Annotated in this window: 15 protein-coding genes and 3 tRNA genes; all 18 read left to right on the forward strand. The window is 60.9% G+C overall.

Features of this window, described 5'->3' with window-relative positions:
* The first annotated feature begins 2 nt into the window (after positions 1–2).
* The 18 genes from leuD to ACZZZ4_RS18350 all read left to right on the forward strand — a co-directional run bounded on the left by leuD (position 3) and on the right by ACZZZ4_RS18350 (position 17,675).
* The gene (gene leuD / locus ACZZZ4_RS18265; RefSeq protein ID WP_007913445.1) at positions 3–647 is read left to right on the forward strand and encodes a 3-isopropylmalate dehydratase small subunit; all 645 of its coding nucleotides are present in this window, start codon (positions 3–5) and stop codon (positions 645–647) included.
* Between the two features lie 132 nt (positions 648–779).
* Entirely contained in the window at positions 780–1,547 is a 768-nt protein-coding gene (locus ACZZZ4_RS18270; RefSeq protein ID WP_463548380.1) for a class I SAM-dependent methyltransferase, read from the forward strand.
* Between the two features lie 54 nt (positions 1,548–1,601).
* Positions 1,602–2,684, forward strand: coding sequence for a 3-isopropylmalate dehydrogenase (gene leuB, locus ACZZZ4_RS18275; protein ID WP_463548381.1), 1,083 nt, complete (start codon positions 1,602–1,604; stop codon positions 2,682–2,684).
* A gap of 66 nt (positions 2,685–2,750) precedes the next feature.
* Positions 2,751–3,863 (forward strand): aspartate-semialdehyde dehydrogenase, encoded by a 1,113-nt coding sequence (gene asd, locus ACZZZ4_RS18280; RefSeq protein ID WP_039762046.1) that lies wholly within the window; start codon positions 2,751–2,753, stop codon positions 3,861–3,863.
* A 247-nt stretch (positions 3,864–4,110) separates the two neighbouring features.
* Positions 4,111–5,121 carry an aspartate-semialdehyde dehydrogenase gene (locus ACZZZ4_RS18285; RefSeq protein WP_463548382.1) on the forward strand — a complete coding sequence of 337 codons (1,011 nt, stop codon included), beginning with the start codon at positions 4,111–4,113 and terminating at the stop codon, positions 5,119–5,121.
* Between the two features lie 209 nt (positions 5,122–5,330).
* A complete protein-coding gene (locus tag ACZZZ4_RS18290; RefSeq protein WP_463548383.1) occupies positions 5,331–7,991 on the forward strand; it encodes a FimV/HubP family polar landmark protein in 2,661 nt (886 codons plus the stop codon).
* Positions 7,992–8,257: 266 nt separating this feature from the next.
* Positions 8,258–9,082 carry a tRNA pseudouridine(38-40) synthase TruA gene (gene truA, locus ACZZZ4_RS18295; RefSeq protein WP_039762050.1) on the forward strand — a complete coding sequence of 275 codons (825 nt, stop codon included), beginning with the start codon at positions 8,258–8,260 and terminating at the stop codon, positions 9,080–9,082.
* Between the two features lie 64 nt (positions 9,083–9,146).
* Entirely contained in the window at positions 9,147–9,779 is a 633-nt protein-coding gene (locus ACZZZ4_RS18300; RefSeq protein WP_463548384.1) for a phosphoribosylanthranilate isomerase, read from the forward strand.
* Between the two features lie 201 nt (positions 9,780–9,980).
* Positions 9,981–10,901, forward strand: coding sequence for an acetyl-CoA carboxylase, carboxyltransferase subunit beta (gene accD / locus ACZZZ4_RS18305; RefSeq protein ID WP_016773939.1), 921 nt, complete (start codon positions 9,981–9,983; stop codon positions 10,899–10,901).
* A complete protein-coding gene (gene folC / locus ACZZZ4_RS18310) occupies positions 10,898–12,205 on the forward strand; it encodes a bifunctional tetrahydrofolate synthase/dihydrofolate synthase (RefSeq protein WP_039762052.1) in 1,308 nt (435 codons plus the stop codon). Before accD ends, folC begins: the two co-directional genes overlap by 4 nt.
* Positions 12,189–12,851 carry an SPOR domain-containing protein gene (locus ACZZZ4_RS18315; RefSeq protein WP_039762054.1) on the forward strand — a complete coding sequence of 221 codons (663 nt, stop codon included), beginning with the start codon at positions 12,189–12,191 and terminating at the stop codon, positions 12,849–12,851. The genes folC and ACZZZ4_RS18315 overlap by 17 nt, the downstream gene beginning before the upstream one ends.
* A gap of 98 nt (positions 12,852–12,949) precedes the next feature.
* A complete protein-coding gene (locus tag ACZZZ4_RS18320; protein ID WP_129999126.1) occupies positions 12,950–13,510 on the forward strand; it encodes a CvpA family protein in 561 nt (186 codons plus the stop codon).
* A gap of 41 nt (positions 13,511–13,551) precedes the next feature.
* Positions 13,552–15,057: an amidophosphoribosyltransferase gene (gene purF, locus ACZZZ4_RS18325; RefSeq protein ID WP_039762055.1), complete on the forward strand. Its 1,506-nt coding sequence runs from the start codon at positions 13,552–13,554 to the stop codon at positions 15,055–15,057.
* Between the two features lie 69 nt (positions 15,058–15,126).
* Positions 15,127–16,338, forward strand: coding sequence for an O-succinylhomoserine sulfhydrylase (locus ACZZZ4_RS18330; protein ID WP_129999125.1), 1,212 nt, complete (start codon positions 15,127–15,129; stop codon positions 16,336–16,338).
* A complete protein-coding gene (locus ACZZZ4_RS18335) occupies positions 16,335–17,111 on the forward strand; it encodes an SDR family oxidoreductase (protein ID WP_039762059.1) in 777 nt (258 codons plus the stop codon). Before ACZZZ4_RS18330 ends, ACZZZ4_RS18335 begins: the two co-directional genes overlap by 4 nt.
* A gap of 186 nt (positions 17,112–17,297) precedes the next feature.
* Positions 17,298–17,373: transfer RNA gene (locus tag ACZZZ4_RS18340), tRNA-Val, on the forward strand.
* 55 nt (positions 17,374–17,428) lie between these two features.
* A tRNA-Asp gene (locus tag ACZZZ4_RS18345) sits at positions 17,429–17,505 on the forward strand.
* A 93-nt stretch (positions 17,506–17,598) separates the two neighbouring features.
* Positions 17,599–17,675, forward strand: a tRNA-Asp gene (locus ACZZZ4_RS18350).
* Positions 17,676–18,037 lie beyond the last annotated feature (362 nt).

Raw genomic sequence — 18,037 nt, forward strand, 5'->3', positions numbered from 1 at the left:
AGATGAAGGCATTTACTCAGCACACGGGTCTTGTCGCGCCTCTGGATCGTGCCAACGTCGACACCGATCAGATCATTCCCAAGCAGTTCTTGAAGTCGATCAAGCGCACCGGTTTCGGTCCGAACCTGTTCGACGAGTGGCGTTATCTGGATGTCGGCCAGCCGTATCAGGACAACTCCAAGCGTCCGTTGAACAAGGATTTCGTCCTCAACGCCGAGCGTTATCAGGGTGCCAGCGTATTGCTCGCCCGCGAGAACTTCGGCTGCGGCTCGAGCCGTGAACACGCGCCGTGGGCGCTGGAAGAGTACGGTTTCCGCAGCATCATCGCGCCGAGTTACGCCGACATCTTCTTCAACAACAGTTTCAAGAACGGCCTGCTGCCGATCATCCTCAGCGATGCAGAAGTTGATGAACTGTTTAAGCAAGTTGAAGCCGAGCCGGGTTATCAATTGCAGGTCGACTTGCAAGCGCAGACCGTGACCCGCCCGGATGGCAAGGTGTACAGCTTCGAAATCGATGCGTTTCGCAAGCACTGCCTGCTCAATGGTCTTGACGATATCGGCCTGACCTTGCAGGACGGCGACGCGATTGCGACGTTCGAAGCCAAGCATCGGGTTAGTCAGCCGTGGTTGTTTCGCGACGCTTGATTCGAGATTGATGTAGTCAAGGCGGGCCCCTTCGCGAGCAGGCTCGCTCCCACCTTGGAATGCATTCCCCTGTGGGAGCGAGCCTGCTCGCGAAGACGGCAGCCCAAACAACGTAGATACCAGGATGTGACCATGACCAGCACCGCCCAACACACTCAGGTCGTCCAGAAGCAATTCGGCGAACAGGCCGCCGCTTACCTGAGCAGCGCCGTTCACGCCCAAGGCAGTGAATTCGCACTGCTGCAGGCTGAGCTGGCCGGGCAGGACGGTGCGCGGGTGCTGGATCTGGGTTGTGGTGCCGGTCACGTCAGCTTTCATGTTGCATCGCTGGTCAGGGAAGTGGTGGCTTACGACCTGTCGCAACAAATGCTCGACGTGGTTGCCGGCGCTGCCGTCGATCGCGGCTTGAGCAACATCATTACCGTCAACGGCGCTGCCGAGCGCTTGCCGTTCGTCGATGGCGAGTTCGATTTCGTGTTCAGCCGCTATTCGGCGCATCACTGGAGCGATCTCGGTCTGGCCTTGCGCGAAGTGCGTCGGGTGCTGAAGCCGGGCGGGGTGGCGGCGTTCGTTGATGTGTTGTCACCGGGCAGTGCATTGTTCGACACTTACCTGCAAAGCGTTGAAGTGCTGCGCGACACTAGCCATGTGCGCGACTACTCCGCCGCCGAGTGGCTGCGTCAGGTCAGCGAGGCCGGTCTGCATGTGCGCAGCACCACGCGTCAGCGCCTGCGCCTGGAGTACAGCAGTTGGGTCGAGCGCATGCGCACACCTGACGTGATGCGCGCGGCGATCCGCCAGTTGCAGCAGTCGATGGGCAACGAAGTGCGTGAGTATTTTGAGATAGATGCCGACGGCTCGTTCAGTACCGATGTGATCGTACTGATGGCCGAGCGCTAAGAATTTTCCCGGCGCGCCGTTCAGTGGCGCACCGCTTGAAGACACGAGGAAAGCATGAGCAAGCAGATTCTGATTCTCCCGGGTGACGGTATTGGTCCGGAAATCATGGCCGAAGCGGTCAAGGTGCTGGAATTGGCCAATGACAAGTACAGCCTGGGCTTCGCGCTGAGCCACGACGTGATCGGTGGCGCGGCCATCGACAAGCACGGCGTGCCGCTGGCCGACGAAACCCTCGATCGTGCACGGGCTGCCGACGCCGTACTGCTGGGCGCTGTCGGTGGGCCGAAATGGGACACCATCGAGCGTGATATCCGCCCTGAACGCGGTCTGCTGAAAATCCGTGCGCAACTGGGCCTGTTCGGCAACCTGCGCCCGGCGATCCTCTATCCGCAACTGGCCGACGCGTCGAGCCTGAAACCGGAAATCGTTGCCGGTCTGGACATCCTCATCGTCCGTGAGCTGACCGGCGGCATTTACTTCGGCGCGCCGCGTGGCACCCGTACGCTGGACAACGGCGAGCGTCAGTCCTACGACACCCTGCCGTACAGCGAAAGCGAAATCCGCCGCATCGCCCGTGTCGGTTTCGACATGGCCATGGTTCGTAGCAAGAAGCTCTGCTCGGTGGACAAAGCCAATGTGCTGGCATCCAGCCAGTTGTGGCGCGAAGTGGTCGAGCAGGTGGCCAAGGATTACCCGGAAGTCGAACTGAGCCACATGTACGTCGACAACGCCGCCATGCAACTGGTGCGTGCACCCAAGCAGTTCGACGTGATCGTCACCGACAACATGTTCGGCGACATCCTCTCCGACGAAGCGTCGATGCTCACCGGTTCGATCGGCATGCTGCCGTCGGCCTCGCTGGATTCCAACAACAAGGGCATGTACGAGCCGTGCCACGGTTCGGCGCCGGACATCGCTGGCAAAGGTATCGCCAACCCGCTGGCGACGATCCTGTCGGTATCGATGATGCTGCGTTACAGCTTCAATCTGCACGACGCTGCCGATGCCATCGAAAAAGCCGTCAGTGTGGTGCTCGATCAGGGCTTGCGCACCGGCGACATCTACTCGGCCGGTTGTACCAAAGTCGGTACGCAGGAAATGGGCGACGCAGTAGTCGCCGCGCTGCGGAATCTGTAATCTCTCGGGCCCGCTGCGAAATTCAATACAAAGCAGCGGCCCACTTTTCAAGAAGGTGTAGTTGCGATGAAACGTGTAGGTCTGATCGGTTGGCGCGGGATGGTCGGTTCCGTGCTCATGCAGCGGATGCTGGAAGAGCAGGATTTCGATCTTATTGAGCCGGTGTTTTTCACCACGTCCAATGTTGGTGGCCAAGGCCCGTCCGTGGGCAAGGACATTGCTCCGCTCAAGGACGCTTACAGCATTGACGAGCTGAAGACCCTCGACGTGATCCTGACCTGCCAGGGCGGCGACTACACCAGCGAAGTATTCCCCAAGCTGCGCGAAGCCGGCTGGCAGGGTTACTGGATCGACGCGGCGTCGAGCCTGCGCATGAACGATGATGCGGTGATCATTCTCGACCCGGTCAACCGTAAGGTCATTGACCAGCAGCTGGACGCGGGCACCAAGAACTACATCGGCGGCAACTGTACCGTCAGCCTGATGCTGATGGGGCTGGGCGGTCTGTTCGAGGCCGGTCTGGTCGAGTGGATGAGCGCCATGACCTATCAGGCGGCCTCCGGTGCCGGCGCGCAGAACATGCGTGAACTGATCAAGCAGATGGGCGCGACCCACGCCGCTGTCGCCGATCAACTGGCTGACCCGGCCAGCGCGATCCTCGACATCGACCGTCGCGTGGCCGACGCCATGCGCAGTGAAGCGTATCCGACCGAAAACTTCGGCGTACCGTTGGCCGGCAGCCTGATCCCGTGGATCGACAAGGAACTGCCAAACGGCCAGAGCCGCGAAGAATGGAAGGCCCAGGCCGAGACCAACAAGATTCTCGGTCGCTTCAAGAGCCCGATTCCGGTCGACGGCATCTGCGTGCGCATCGGCGCCATGCGCTGCCACAGCCAGGCGCTGACCATCAAGCTGAACAAAGACGTACCGATCGCCGATATCGAAGGGCTGATCAGTCAGCACAACCCATGGGTCAAACTGGTGCCGAACAATCGCGAAATCAGCATGCAGGAGCTGAGCCCGACCAAGGTTACCGGCACCCTGAATGTCCCGGTCGGTCGTCTGCGCAAGCTGAACATGGGTTCGCAGTTCGTCGGTGCCTTCACCGTCGGCGACCAGCTGCTGTGGGGCGCGGCCGAACCGCTGCGGCGCATGCTGCGGATCCTGCTGGAGCGTTGATCGCTTGAAGCAATGAACGAGCCCGTGCCTTGGAAAGAGGTGCGGGTTTTTTTATGCGCAGTGATCGTTCCCATGCTCCGCGTGGGAATGCATCCCGGGACGCTCTGCGTCCCTTCCAAAGCAGAACGCGGAGCGTCCGTTGAGACATTCCCACGCAGAGCGTGGGAACGATCGGTACGGGCAGAAATTGCCTGTGCGCCACCCACCCGGTAAAGTGCCGCTCCCCCGTTTTGCCAGAGGTAGTTCCATGACCCAGACTTTCGATATCGCCGTTATCGGCGCCACCGGTACTGTCGGCGAAACCCTCGTACATATTCTCGAAGAACGCGACTTCCCGGTCGGCAATTTGCACTTGCTGGCCAGTAGTGAATCAGCCGGTAGCTCGGTGCTGTTCCGCAACAAAAACGTACGCGTGCGCGAGGTCGACGAGTTCGATTTCAGCACGGTCAGACTGGTGTTCTTCGCCGCGGGCGCTGCGGTGTCGCTGAGCTACGCCGCTCGCGCGCACGCTGCCGGTTGCTCGTTGATCGATCTCTCCGGCGCCTTGCCGGCCGATCAGGCGCCCCAGGTGGTGCCGGAGGCCAATGCCGAGATCCTCGCCAGTCTGAAAAGCCCATTCCAGGTCAGCAGCCCAAGCCCGTCGGCCACTACGCTTGCGGTGGTGCTGGCGCCGTTGCTTGATCTGATCGATCTGCAATACGTCAACGTCACCGCCAATCTGGCCGTTTCCGCCCAAGGTCGCGAGGCGGTCACCGAGCTCGCGCGGCAGACCGCCGAGCTGCTGAACATGCGCCCGCTGGAGCCGACCTTCTTTGATCGGCAGATGGCTTTCAACCTGCTGGCCCAAGTCGGCACGCCGGATGCACAAGGCCACACGCTGCTGGAAAAACGTCTGGTACGCGAGTTGCGCCAGGTGCTGGCGAAACCTTTATTGAAGATTTCCGCCACTTGCGTTCAAGCCCCGGTGTTTTTTGGCGATAGCTTTAGCGTGACCTTGCAGTCAGGCAGCGCTGTTGACCTGGAAAAGGTCAACGCCGCGCTTGAGGCAGCACCGGGCATCGAGCTGGTTGATGCCGGCGATTATCCGACCGCGGTTGGCGATGCGGTGGGGCAGGACGTGGTCTACGTCGGCCGCGTGCGCAGTGGCGTCGACGACCCGGCGGAACTAAATCTTTGGCTGACGTCAGATAACGTACGCAAAGGCGCGGCACTCAACGCCGTGCAACTGGCTGAGTTGTTGATAAAAGACCTGCTGTAAAAGATACTTGGCAACAATTTGTCGACTGATTCTAGGTGAGCGCTATGCTTGCCCGAAGCGCGTCAATGACGAGTCACTCTCCGGGACTTTCCGGGGCAGCACAGAAATGATCGCGCGCGGCGACCCTCGTCGTCGCGTGCAATGCCTTACGGCAGCGGTATTCAAAAGCTTCTCGCTGGCCGAGGAACGTTCAAACAAAGGATGAGGCTATGGTTCAAGTTCGCAAACTGGTGTTAGCAATAGCGGCCGCCTCGGCGCTGTCCTCCGGTATGGCGCATGCCCTCGGGCTCGGGGAGCTGACCCTGAAGTCGACCCTGAACCAGCCGTTGGTGGCTGAAATCGAGCTGCTCGACGTCAAGGATCTCACTGCCGCCGAGGTGGTACCGAGCCTGGCTTCACCCGAAGACTTCGCCAAGGCTGGCGTCGACCGCCAGGCGTTTCTCAATGATCTGACGTTCACCCCGGTGCTCAACGCCAACGGCAAAAGCGTGTTGCGCGTGACTTCGAGCCAACCGCTGTCGGAACCGATGGTGAAGTTCCTCGTGCAGGTGATGTGGCCCAATGGCCGCCTGTTGCGTGATTACAGCGTGCTGCTCGATCCGTCGAAGTTCTCGCCGCAGACCGCTGACGCTGCCGCGCAACCGGCACCGTCGCAGACCATCACCGCGCCAACCACTGGCGCCACCCATCGCAATCAATACACCACCACGCCGCGCGACACCTTGTGGGAAATCGCCGCGAAAGCACGCAACGGCGGCTCGGTGCAGCAGACCATGCTGGCGATTCAGGCGCTCAATCCGAATGCCTTTATCGACGGCAACATCAACCGCCTGAAAACCGGCCAGGTGCTGCGTCTGCCGGATCCGGTACAAAGCACGGCGCTGCCGCAGTCGGCAGCCATCGCTGAAGTGGCGGCGCAGAACGACGCCTGGCGTCAGGGCCGTCGTTACGTGGCCAAGCCTGGCACCGGTCAGCAGCAACTCGACGCGACCAATCGCGGCCGTGGCAATACCGGTACAGCGGCCAACACTCAGGACAACCTGAGCCTGGTCTCGGCGGAAAGCGCCAAGCCCGGTGCGAAAGGCCCGGCCGGCGACGCCAAGGCGCTGAGCAATAAACTCGCAATCACCCAGGAAAACCTCGACACGACCCGTCGTGACAACGAGGAACTGAAAAGCCGCATGGCTGATCTGCAGAGCCAGCTGGACAAGCTCCAGAAGCTCATTGAGCTGAAAAACAATCAACTGGCGAAGATGCAAGCCGACGGTGCCGGCGCTGCGCCTGGCGCCAACGGTGCTGTGCCGCCGGTGCCGGCGATCACTGCCGAACTGGCCGCGACACCGCCAGCCACTCCGGCCGACGCCGCAGCGGCCTCACCAACTCCAGAGTCGGCCATCGCGCCGCCAGCGGAAACCCCGGTTGAGCCAGTCGTCGAACCGGTGGTTGAAACTACGCCGCCTGCTGCTGCCGATGACGACAAAGCCTTCAATGAACTGCTGACCAATCCGATTCTGCTCGGCCTGATCGGCGGCGGTGCGGTAGTTCTGCTGCTTCTGCTGTTGCTGCTGGCGCGTCGTCGCAAAGCCCAGCAGGAAGCCGAAAAGCACCTGCGCATGGCCCGCGCTCTGGCTGAAGAGCAAGAGTTCTCCGCTGAGCAGGATCTGCCGGAAAGCAGCTTCTCTGGCCTGGAAACCCCAGCGGCCAGCGTCAAACTCAATACGCCAGCTCCAGCACCTGCGCCAACCCCGGCACCCGTCGTTGCTCCGGTGGTGATGGCTGCGCCGATTGCCGCGCCGCTGGTGGCCCCGGCCGGCGAGCGATCGGATGACGTGCTCGACAAAGCGCAGTCGCACATCAACGCCGGTCGCCTGAACCAGGCCGCCGCGCTGCTGGAAGAGGGCGTCAGCCTCGAGCCGGAACGCAGCGATCTGCGCCTGAAACTGATGGAAGTCTACGGCCAGCAGGGCGACCGCGATGCGTTCGTCGCGCAAGAGCGCCAACTGGTGGCAAACGGCGACAACTTCGCCAAGGTCGAAGCACTGAAAAGCCGCTTCCCGGCCATGGCCGTGGTTGCTGCCGGTGGCTTGGCGGCGGCTGCTGTCGCTGCCGAGCTGGACGCGCAGTACGTCAAGGAACTGCTGCAGGACGAGCCGCAAGCGCCCGAGACTGCCGCTGACGACCTCGACACTGCGTTCGATTTGAGCCTGGACGATCTCGACAACATCACCCCGGTCGATCCTGCGCCAGTGGCTGAGCCAGAAGCGCCGGTCGAGCTGGATGAATTCCCGGCCGAAGACGATCTGAGCTTCGCCTCGGTGCTGCAGGAACAGACCGAGATGAAAGACAATCTCGACGATCTGTCGGACTTCGATCTGGACATGGATCTCGGCGCCGAACCATCGCCGGCCACGTTGGCTGAAGATGACTTCCTGCTGGATCTTGATGACGGTGTGAAAGATCTGCCTCCGGTCGAGACGCCGGCGGTCGCTGACGTGCCGCAGGATGATCTGGAGTTGCCAGCCGATTTCGACTTGTCGCTGGCGGACGAAATGGACACCAATCCCGCCGCCGAGCCGGACGCCTTCGCGGCCGAGCTGGACGATGTCAATGCCGAGCTGGATCGCCTGTCGCAAAGCATGGCCGAGCCGAGCTTCACCGAAGCGGACGCTGCGTTGGGGGATGATCTGGGCGAAGACGATTTCGACTTCCTCGCCGGCACTGACGAAGCGGCGACCAAGCTCGATCTGGCCCAGGCTTATATCGACATGGGCGACGCCGACGGTGCGCGCGACATCCTCAACGAAGTGTTGACCGAAGGTGACGAGAAGCAGCGGGGCGAGGCCAAGGAAATGCTGTCCAATCTGGCGTAAGTTCTGCGGTAAACAACAAGCGGCAGCCCGGTGGGGCTGCCGTTTTTGTTTGTGCCCGTTTCTGCGGTGTCTGATCGATTGCTTTCGCGAGCAGGCTCGCTCCCACAGGGCGACGCATAGCAAATGTGGGAGTGAGCCTGCTCGCGAAGGGGCGGTACTGCCGATAGAGAACTCTGGCATCCCCAGCCCACCGCCTTATAATGCCCGCCTTTGCAAAATCAGCAGGCTGTCCCACCTTGGCAAACATAGATAACCCGGTCGCCGAAATGGCGCCCGACGGCTTTTACCGCGTCGCGCTGGGCGTTGAGTATAAAGGCTCGCGCTACAGCGGCTGGCAGCGTCAGTTGACCGGTGTGGCGACGGTGCAGGAAGAGCTTGAAAAAGCCTTGTCGAAAGTCGCCAATTCGCCGGTTTCCCTGCAATGCGCCGGGCGTACCGATGCTGGCGTGCACGCCTGCGGCCAAGTGGTGCACTTCGACACTCAGGTCGATCGCTCGTTGAAGGCCTGGGTCATGGGCGCCAACATCAATCTGCCCCACGACATCAGCGTCAGTTGGGCCAAGATTATGCCGGCGCACTTTCACGCGCGATTCAAAGCCATCGCTCGGCGTTATCGCTATGTGATCTACAACGATCAGATTCGCCCGGCGCACCTCAATGAGGAAATCACCTGGAATCATCGCCCGCTTGACGCCGAGCGCATGGCCGAGGCCGCGCAGTACCTGATCGGTACCCACGACTTCAGCGCGTTCCGGGCCGGTCAATGCCAGGCCAAGTCACCGATCAAGAAGATGCATCACCTGCGCGTAACCCGTCACGGCAAGATGATCGTGCTCGACATTCGTGCCAACGCTTTCCTGCATCACATGGTGCGCAATATTGCCGGTGTGCTGATGACTATTGGTGCAGGCGAGCGTCCGGTGGAATGGATGAAGGAAGTGCTGGAAAGTCGCGAGCGTCGTTCCGGCGGGGTGACGGCGCATCCGTACGGGCTGTATCTGGTGCAGGTCGAGTATCACGACGAATTCCCGTTGCCCGAGCGCTTTATCGGGCCACATTTCCTTACGGGTTTCTCCGAACTTGACGGCTGACGCCCTTGAGCGCTTTTGTTACCATCCGGGACGTTTTTCGATTTTGTCTTGAGGATTTCCTGACATGTCAGCCGTTCGCAGCAAGATCTGCGGCATTACCCGCATCGAAGATGCGCTGGCCGCCGTCGAAGCCGGTGCCGATGCGATCGGTCTGGTGTTCTACGCCAACAGCCCGCGTGCAGTGAACGTGCAGCAGGCAAGGGCGATCATCAAGGCGTTGCCGCCGTTCGTTACCACCGTGGGCCTGTTCGTCAATGCCAGCCGTTGCGAGCTGGGGGAAATCCTCGATGCGGTGCCGCTTGATCTGCTGCAATTTCATGGCGACGAAAGCGCGGAGGCGTGCGAAGGCTGGCATCGTCCGTACATCAAAGCGCTGCGGGTCAAGGCTGGCGATGACATTGTTGCCGCCTGCGACGCCTTTCCCGGCGCCAGTGGCGTGCTGCTCGACACGTATGTCGAAGGGGTGCCCGGCGGAACCGGCGAGGCGTTTGACTGGTCATTGATTCCGCAAAATTTGAGCAAGCCGCTGATCCTCGCCGGTGGCCTGACGCCGGAAAACGTTGCCGACGCGGTTGCGCGGGTCCAGCCCTACGCGGTGGATGTCAGCGGCGGGGTAGAAGCGAGCAAAGGCATCAAGGATCACCACAAGATTCGCGCATTCATCAACGCGGTGCGCGGCAATACATCGTCGATGTGACGGCTGGCAGTCTGCCGCCGTCCATCAATGCACTTGTACAAAGCAGGCGCGGCTGAGGGTTGCTGAATCGTACGCAGGTCATGTTCCGCGCTGACCGCGACTCTTCATCAATCATCGCCACACACACATGAATTTAGCTCAAGGGCATACGCGGGGCTGCGAACCAGAGCGTTCGGGCCGCCGGTACTGGAGAAAGAAAGCATGAGCAACTGGTTAGTAGACAAACTGATCCCTTCGATCATGCGCTCGGAGGTCAAGAAGAGCTCGGTGCCTGAAGGTCTGTGGCACAAATGCCCATCCTGCGAGGCGGTGTTGTACCGTCCGGAACTGGAAAAGACCCTGGACGTTTGCCCCAAGTGCAACCATCACATGCGCATCGGCGCACGTGCGCGCATCGACATTTTCCTCGATCCGGAAGGCCGCAACGAACTGGGTGCTGACCTGGAGCCGGTTGACCGTCTGAAATTCCGCGACGGCAAGAAGTACAAGGATCGTCTGGTTGCTGCGCAGAAGCAGACCGGCGAAAAAGATGCGCTGATCTCGGTCAGCGGTACCCTGCTGGGCATGCCGGTGGTGGTTTCGGCATTCGAATTCAACTTCATGGGCGGTTCCATGGGCGCCATCGTCGGTGAGCGCTTCGTTCGCGCTGCCAACTACGCACTGGAAAACCGCTGCCCGATGATCTGCTTTGCCGCTTCCGGTGGCGCGCGCATGCAGGAAGCGCTGATCTCGCTGATGCAGATGGCCAAGACCTCGGCCGTGCTGGCACGTCTGCGTGAAGAAGGCATTCCGTTCATTTCCGTACTGACCGACCCGGTCTACGGCGGTGTTTCCGCCAGTCTGGCGATGCTTGGCGACGTTATCGTTGGCGAACCGAAGGCTTTGATCGGCTTCGCCGGTCCGCGTGTGATCGAGCAGACCGTGCGCGAAAAACTGCCGGAAGGCTTCCAGCGCAGCGAATTCCTGCTGGAGCACGGCGCTATCGACATGATCATCCACCGTCAGGAACTGCGCCCGCGTCTGGGTAACCTGCTGGCGCAGATGACCGGCAAGCCGACGCCGAAATTCGTCGCCGCGCCGATCGAGCCGATCGTGGTGCCGCCGGTGCCTGCCAACGTATGACCCAGCGCACCCTTGGTGAATGGCTCGCCTACCTCGAGCAGTTGCATCCGTCGGCCATCGACATGGGCCTGGAGCGTTCGCAACAGGTAGCGTCCCGCATGGGGCTGGGCCAGCCGGCGCCTCGGGTGATCACGGTCACCGGCACCAACGGCAAGGGTTCGACCTGCGCGTTCGTGGCTTCGTTGCTACGCGCGCAGGGCCTGAGCGTTGGTGTCTACAATTCTCCGCACCTGCTGCGTTACAACGAGCGGGTGCAGCTCAACGGCGTCGAAGCCACTGACGCCCAGCTGTGTGAAGCCTTTGCTGCGGTCGAGGCGGGCCGCGGCGACACTTCCCTGACTTACTTCGAAATGGGCACTCTGGCGGCGTTCTGGCTGTTCCAACAGTCCGCGCTTGACGCTGTGGTGCTAGAAGTCGGGTTGGGCGGGCGTCTGGACACGGTCAATGTGGTGGATGCCGACATCGCGCTGGTCACCAGCATTGGCGTCGATCACGCCGATTATCTGGGCGATACCCGCGAATCCGTAGCCTACGAGAAAGCTGGAATTTTCCGCCAGGGCAAGCCAGCCTTGTGTGGCGATCTGAATCCTCCACAACCACTGCTCGACAAGGCGCGCGAACTGGCTTGCCCGTTTTTCCTGCGTGGTCGCGATTTCGATCTCGGTATCACCGAGCAGCATTGGCAATGGCGCGGCACCGATGCGCAGGGCCAAGTGGTCGAGTTGCGTGACTTGCCGTTGCTCGATCTGCCAATGGAAAACGCCGCGCTGGCGCTGCAAGCCTTTCTGCTGACGGGTTTGCCGTGGAACGCCGAACAGATTGTCGCGGCGCTGCAGGCGACGCGCGTGGTCGGGCGCCTTGATCGTCGTTCATTTGAGTGGAATGGCAAGCGCCTGAATCTGTTGCTGGACGTTGGTCACAACCCGCACGCCGCTGAATATCTCGCCCGCCGTCTGGCGGCGCGGCCGCCGGTTGGCAAGCGTTTGGCGGTATTCGGCCTGCTGGCGGACAAGGATCTCGATGGTGTTGTTGGCGAATTGAATGCTAGTGTCGCGCATTGGGCTGTCGCGCCGCTGGATTCGCCGCGCGCGCGTCCCGTGGCTGAACTTGAGGCAGCGCTGCAGAACCTTGGCGCTTCGGTTACGTCTTACGCCAGCGTCGCGGCCGCTCTGGAAGGGCAGTGCGCGGTTGCGACCAGCGACGACGAGATTCTCTTGTTCGGATCATTTTATTGTGTCGCCGAGGCCCTTGAATGGCTGGCCCGGCGCTCCACGGAGGAAGCGGCAAATGGCTTTGCTGGATAAAGCGTACAAGCAGCGCATGGTTGGCGCGTTGGTGCTGGTGGCGCTGGCGGTGATCTTCCTGCCGATGCTGTTTTCCCGTCAGGACGAGCAGCGTCAGGTGATCGTCGAGGCCCCGGCTGCGCCTCAGCCTTCGGCCATGCCGCAAGTGCAAATGGATCCGGTCGCCGTGCCTGAGCCGCAGGCTTTGCCACAGGAGCCGGTGCCAACGGACGAGGAGGTCGCTGAAGAAGCGGTGCCTGCTGCTCCGGCTGCTGCTCCGGCCGCCCCGGCACCGACCATCCCGGCGCAGATTGCGCGCCCGGCAACGCCGCCACCGGTGGCCAAGCCGATTCCGGCGCCGGCCCAGCCGATCACCTCCGCAACCAGCAAACCTGATGCCACGCAGAGCCGCGTCGATGCCAACGGTCTGTCGGTGAGCTGGTCGGTGCAACTTGCCAGCCTGTCGAGCCGCGCCAGCGCCGAAAGCCTGCAGAAGAACCTGCGCAGCCAAGGTTACAACGCGTATATCCGTTCGGCCGATGGCAAGAATCGGGTGTTCGTCGGTCCGCTGATCGAGCGTGCCGAGGCCGATCGTTTGCGTGATCTGCTGAGCCGTCAACAGAACCTCAAGGGCTTCGTTGTCCGTTTTCAGCCTGAACGTGGCTGAAATCTATCACCTCGATTGAAAAGCACTGACAATCGCAGCTTACCGACAGCCATGCGCTCTGCTAAAATGCGCCGCCTTATCCGTCTGTAGGCTGCACTGTGCCATTTACCTGGGTTGACTGGGCGATCGTTGCAATCATCGCCATCTCCGCATTGATCAGTCTGAGCCGCGGCTTCGTAAAAGAAGCGTTATCGCTGCTGACCTGGATCATCGCAGGAGCGGTTGCCTGGATGTTTGGTGGCTCACTGTCCGAGTACCTCGCCGGATACATCGAAACCCCATCGGCTCGCGTGATTGCGGGCTGTGCCATCATGTTTGTCGCCACACTGATTGTGGGCGCAATGATCAATTATCTTATCGGCGAGTTGGTTCGTGTCACCGGGTTGTCCGGGACCGATCGATTCCTCGGCATGGCCTTCGGCGCAGCGCGTGGCGTGTTGCTGGTGGTCGTGGCAGTCGGGCTGTTGAGCCTGGGGCCGGTACAGCAGGACGGGTGGTGGAAAGAATCACAGCTCGTGCCCAAGTTTCTATTGGTCGCCGACTGGTCCAAAAACCTGATACTCGGGTGGAGCAGTCAGTGGCTTGCCAGCGGAATCAGCGTACCCGCTGAGATTCCGTTCAAGGAGCAGCTCTTGCCGGCGGCGAAAACGCCTCAGTGAGTGTTGCTCAGTTCAGATCCATTAAGTAGGGGTTGCGTCGCATGTGTGGCATCGTCGGTATCGTCGGTAAGTCGAACGTCAATCAGGCGCTGTATGACGCGCTAACCGTGCTCCAGCACCGCGGCCAGGACGCTGCCGGTATCGTGACCAGCCATGATGGCCGGTTGTTCCTGCGCAAGGATAATGGCCTGGTGCGTGACGTGTTCCAGCAGCGTCACATGCAGCGTCTGGTCGGCCACATGGGTATCGGACACGTCCGTTACCCGACTGCCGGCAGCTCGACGTCGGCCGAAGCCCAGCCGTTCTACGTCAACTCGCCTTACGGCATCACCCTGGCGCACAACGGTAACCTGACCAACGTTGAACAGTTGGCCAAAGAGATCTACGAATCCGATCTGCGTCACGTCAACACCAGTTCCGACTCGGAAGTGCTGCTCAACGTGTTCGCCCACGAGCTGGCCCAGCGCGGCAAGCTGCAGCCGACCGAAGAAGACGTGTTCGCCGCCGTGACCGATGTGCACAACCGTTGCGTGGGTGGCTACGCCGTCGTTGCGATGATCACCGGTTACGGCATCGTCGGTTTCCGCGATCCGCACGGCATCCGTCCGATCGTGTTCGGCCAGCGTCATACCGACGAAGGCGTCGAGTACATGATTGCCTCGGAAAGCGTTTCGCTGGACGTGCTTGGTTTCACCCTGATCCGCGACCTCGCGCCGGGCGAAGCGGTGTACATCACTGAAGATGGCAAGCTGCACACCCGTCAGTGCGCAACCAGCCCGTCGTTGACTCCGTGCATTTTCGAGCATGTCTACCTGGCGCGTCCCGACTCGATCATCGACGGCGTCTCGGTGTACAAGGCGCGTCTGCGCATGGGCGAAAAGCTCGCCGAGAAGATCCTGCGCGAGCGTCCTGAACACGATATCGACGTGGTCATCCCGATTCCGGACACCAGCCGTACTGCGGCGCTGGAGCTGGCCAATCACCTGGGTGTGAAATTCCGCGAAGGCTTCGTCAAGAACCGTTACATCGGCCGCACCTTCATCATGCCGGGCCAGGCCGCGCGCAAGAAGTCGGTACGCCAGAAGCTCAACGCCATCGAGCTTGAGTTCCGCGGCAAGAACGTCATGCTGGTCGATGACTCGATCGTGCGCGGCACCACCTGCAAGCAGATCATCCAGATGGCCCGCGAAGCCGGTGCGAAAAACGTCTACTTCTGCTCGGCGGCACCTGCGGTGCGCTTCCCGAACGTCTACGGTATCGACATGCCGAGCGCCCACGAACTGATCGCACACAACCGTTCGACCCAGGACGTGGCTGATCTGATTGGTGCTGACTGGCTGATCTATCAGGACCTGCCTGACTTGATCGAAGCGGTCGGCGGCGGCAAGATCAAAATCGAAAACTTTGATTGCGCCGTATTCGATGGCAAATACGTGACCGGTGACGTCGACGAGGCTTATCTGGACAAGATCGAGCAGGCGCGCAACGATGCCTCGAAGGTCAAGACCCAGGCAGTCAGTGCGATCATCGATCTGTACAACAACTGAGTTTCCACCGGCCCTGAGGGGCCGGTTTTGTATCTGACATTTTTCAAGAACACAGCAAGGAGTGACAGCATGAGTCAGGAATGGGATGCCGGTCGGCTGGACAGCGACCTCGAAGGCGTAGCGTTCGATACTCTGGCCGTGCGTGCCGGTCAGCACCGCACGCCGGAAGGCGAGCACGGTGATCCGATGTTCTTCACCTCCAGCTACGTGTTCCGCACCGCTGCCGATGCGGCGGCGCGGTTTGCCGGCGAAGTGCCGGGCAACGTTTATTCGCGTTACACCAACCCGACCGTGCGCGCGTTTGAAGAGCGCATCGCCGCGCTGGAAGGTGCGGAGCAGGCCGTCGCCACGGCAACCGGCATGGCTGCGATCATGGCGGTGGTGATGAGCCTGTGCAGTGCGGGCGATCACGTGCTGGTGTCGCGCAGCGTGTTCGGCTCGACCATCAGCCTGTTCGAGAAGTACTTCAAGCGCTTTGGCGTCGAAGTCGATTACGTACCGCTGGCCGATCTGTCGGGGTGGGATGCGGCAATCAAATCCAATACCAAACTGCTCTTTGTCGAATCGCCGTCCAATCCGTTGGCCGAACTGGTGGATATCGCCGCACTGGCAGAAATCGCGCATGCCAAGGGCGCGCAGCTGGTGGTCGACAACTGCTTCTGCACTCCAGCGTTGCAGCAGCCGCTGAAGCTCGGCGCGGACATTGTCGTGCACTCGGCGACCAAGTTCATCGACGGTCAGGGTCGCTGCATGGGCGGCGTTGTCGCCGGTCGCGGTGAACAGATGAAAGAAGTGGTGGGTTTCCTGCGGACCGCCGGGCCGACCCTCAGCCCGTTCAACGCGTGGATCTTCCTCAAAGGCCTCGAGACCCTCAACCTGCGCATGAAAGCGCATTGCGCCAACGCTCAGGCGCTGGCCGAATGGCTGGAGCAGCAGGACGGCATCGAGAAAGTCCATTACGCCGGCCTCAAGAGCCATCCGCAGCACGAGTTGGCCCAGCGCCAGCAGAAGGGTTTTGGTGCGGTGGTCAGCTTCGAGGTCAAGGGCGGCAAAGAAGGCGCCTGGCGCTTTATCGATGCCACGCGGTTGATTTCGATCACCGCCAACCTCGGCGACAGCAAAACCACGATCACCCATCCAAGCACCACCTCCCACGGTCGTCTGGCGCCGCAGGAGCGTGAAGCGGCAGGCATTCGTGACAGCCTGATCCGCGTCGCGGTCGGTCTGGAAGATGTGGCTGACCTGCAGGCCGACCTGGCGCGCGGTCTGGCGGCATTGTGATCGAGTTGTCCACACCGGCGGCCAATACCAATGGTCGCGTGGCGCTGGTCACCGGCGCTGCACGCGGGATCGGCCTCGGAATTGCCGCTTGGCTGATCAGCGAAGGCTGGCAGGTGGTGCTGACCGATCTCGATCGGACGCGAGGTTCGAAAGTGGCGAAGGTGCTGGGCGAGAACGCCTGGTTCATCGCCATGGACGTCGCAGACGAAAATCAGGTCGCGCTGGGCGTGGCCGAGGTGCTGGGGCAGTTTGGTCGCCTTGATGCGCTGGTCTGCAATGCAGCGGTGGCCGATCCGCACAACATCACCCTGGAAAGCCTCGATCTGGCCTATTGGAACCGGGTGCTGGCGGTAAATCTCAGCGGGCCGATGTTGCTGGCCAAGCACTGTGCGCCGTATCTGCGTGCGCACAACGGTTCGATCGTCAACCTGGCCTCGACCCGTGCGCGACAGTCGGAGGCGGACTCTGAGGCGTATGCGGCGAGCAAGGGCGGGCTGTTGGCGCTGACCCATGCGCTGGCAATCAGCCTTGGGCCGGAAATCCGCGTGAACGCAGTCAGTCCGGGCTGGATCGACGCGCGTGATCCCTCGGTGCGTCGCGCCGAACCTTTGGCCGATGCCGATCATGCCCAGCATCCGGCCGGCAGGGTAGGGACGGTCGAGGACGTGGCGGCGATGGTGGCGTGGTTGCTGTCGAGGAATGCCGGGTTTGTCACCGGCCAAGAGTTCGTCGTCGACGGCGGCATGACCAAGAAAATGATTTACGAGCAGTAGCAGCTTCAAGCATCAAGCTTCAAGCGGCAAGCAGAAGCATGATGGTAGTGTGCCTGCTTTCGCTGATCTTGCTTTTTCTTGAAGCTTGCAGCTTGCAGCTAAAATCTGTTTTTGAAAAAAACTCTAATCCTGCTATTGACTTAGCTTCGCCACCTGCGTAAATTTCGCGGCCTCGGAGATGCAAACGGGTGATTAGCTCAGCTGGGAGAGCGTCTGCCTTACAAGCAGAATGTCGGCGGTTCGATCCCGTCATCACCCACCACTCCCGAGAAGCTTGCGCAAGCAAGAGAGTAGGCTGAAAGTGCCTGCACCGACGCGCAGCGGTAGTTCAGTCGGTTAGAATACCGGCCTGTCACGCCGGGGGTCGCGGGTTCGAGTCCCGTCCGCTGCGCCATATTTTACGAATCAGATTTATCTGATTCGCGATTGCCAGGCACCGAAGCCGGCAATCAAAACGAGTTACTTGAGCGCAAGCTCAAAGCGATACGCAGCGGTAGTTCAGTCGGTTAGAATACCGGCCTGTCACGCCGGGGGTCGCGGGTTCGAGTCCCGTCCGCTGCGCCATATCTGTTTCAAGGACCACTGAACGCCTTGAAGCGCCGAAACCAGTCATCGGCTGAATCGGATCGATAGCAAAGACCCTGGTCGAAAGACCGGGGTTTTTTGTGTCTGAAATTTGGTTATTCCTATTCCTCGCTCCTGAAGCCAATGCAAATTCCTGTGGGAGCGAGCCTGCTCGCGAAAGCGTCTGCACATTCAAAATCTGTATTGCCTGAAAATCGCTTTCGCGAGGAGGCTCAATCCACCATAGGCACGCTCTGTCGTCTCGGCGGATCGGATGCGGTGCCACGTCGCATTGATTTTTTTGATTATTTAGTCAGGTTTTTGTAACTGGTTGTTTGCTGCGGGCGCAGAAACCTTTAAAG

The organism is Pseudomonas sp. AC252 (genome assembly GCF_979258105.1).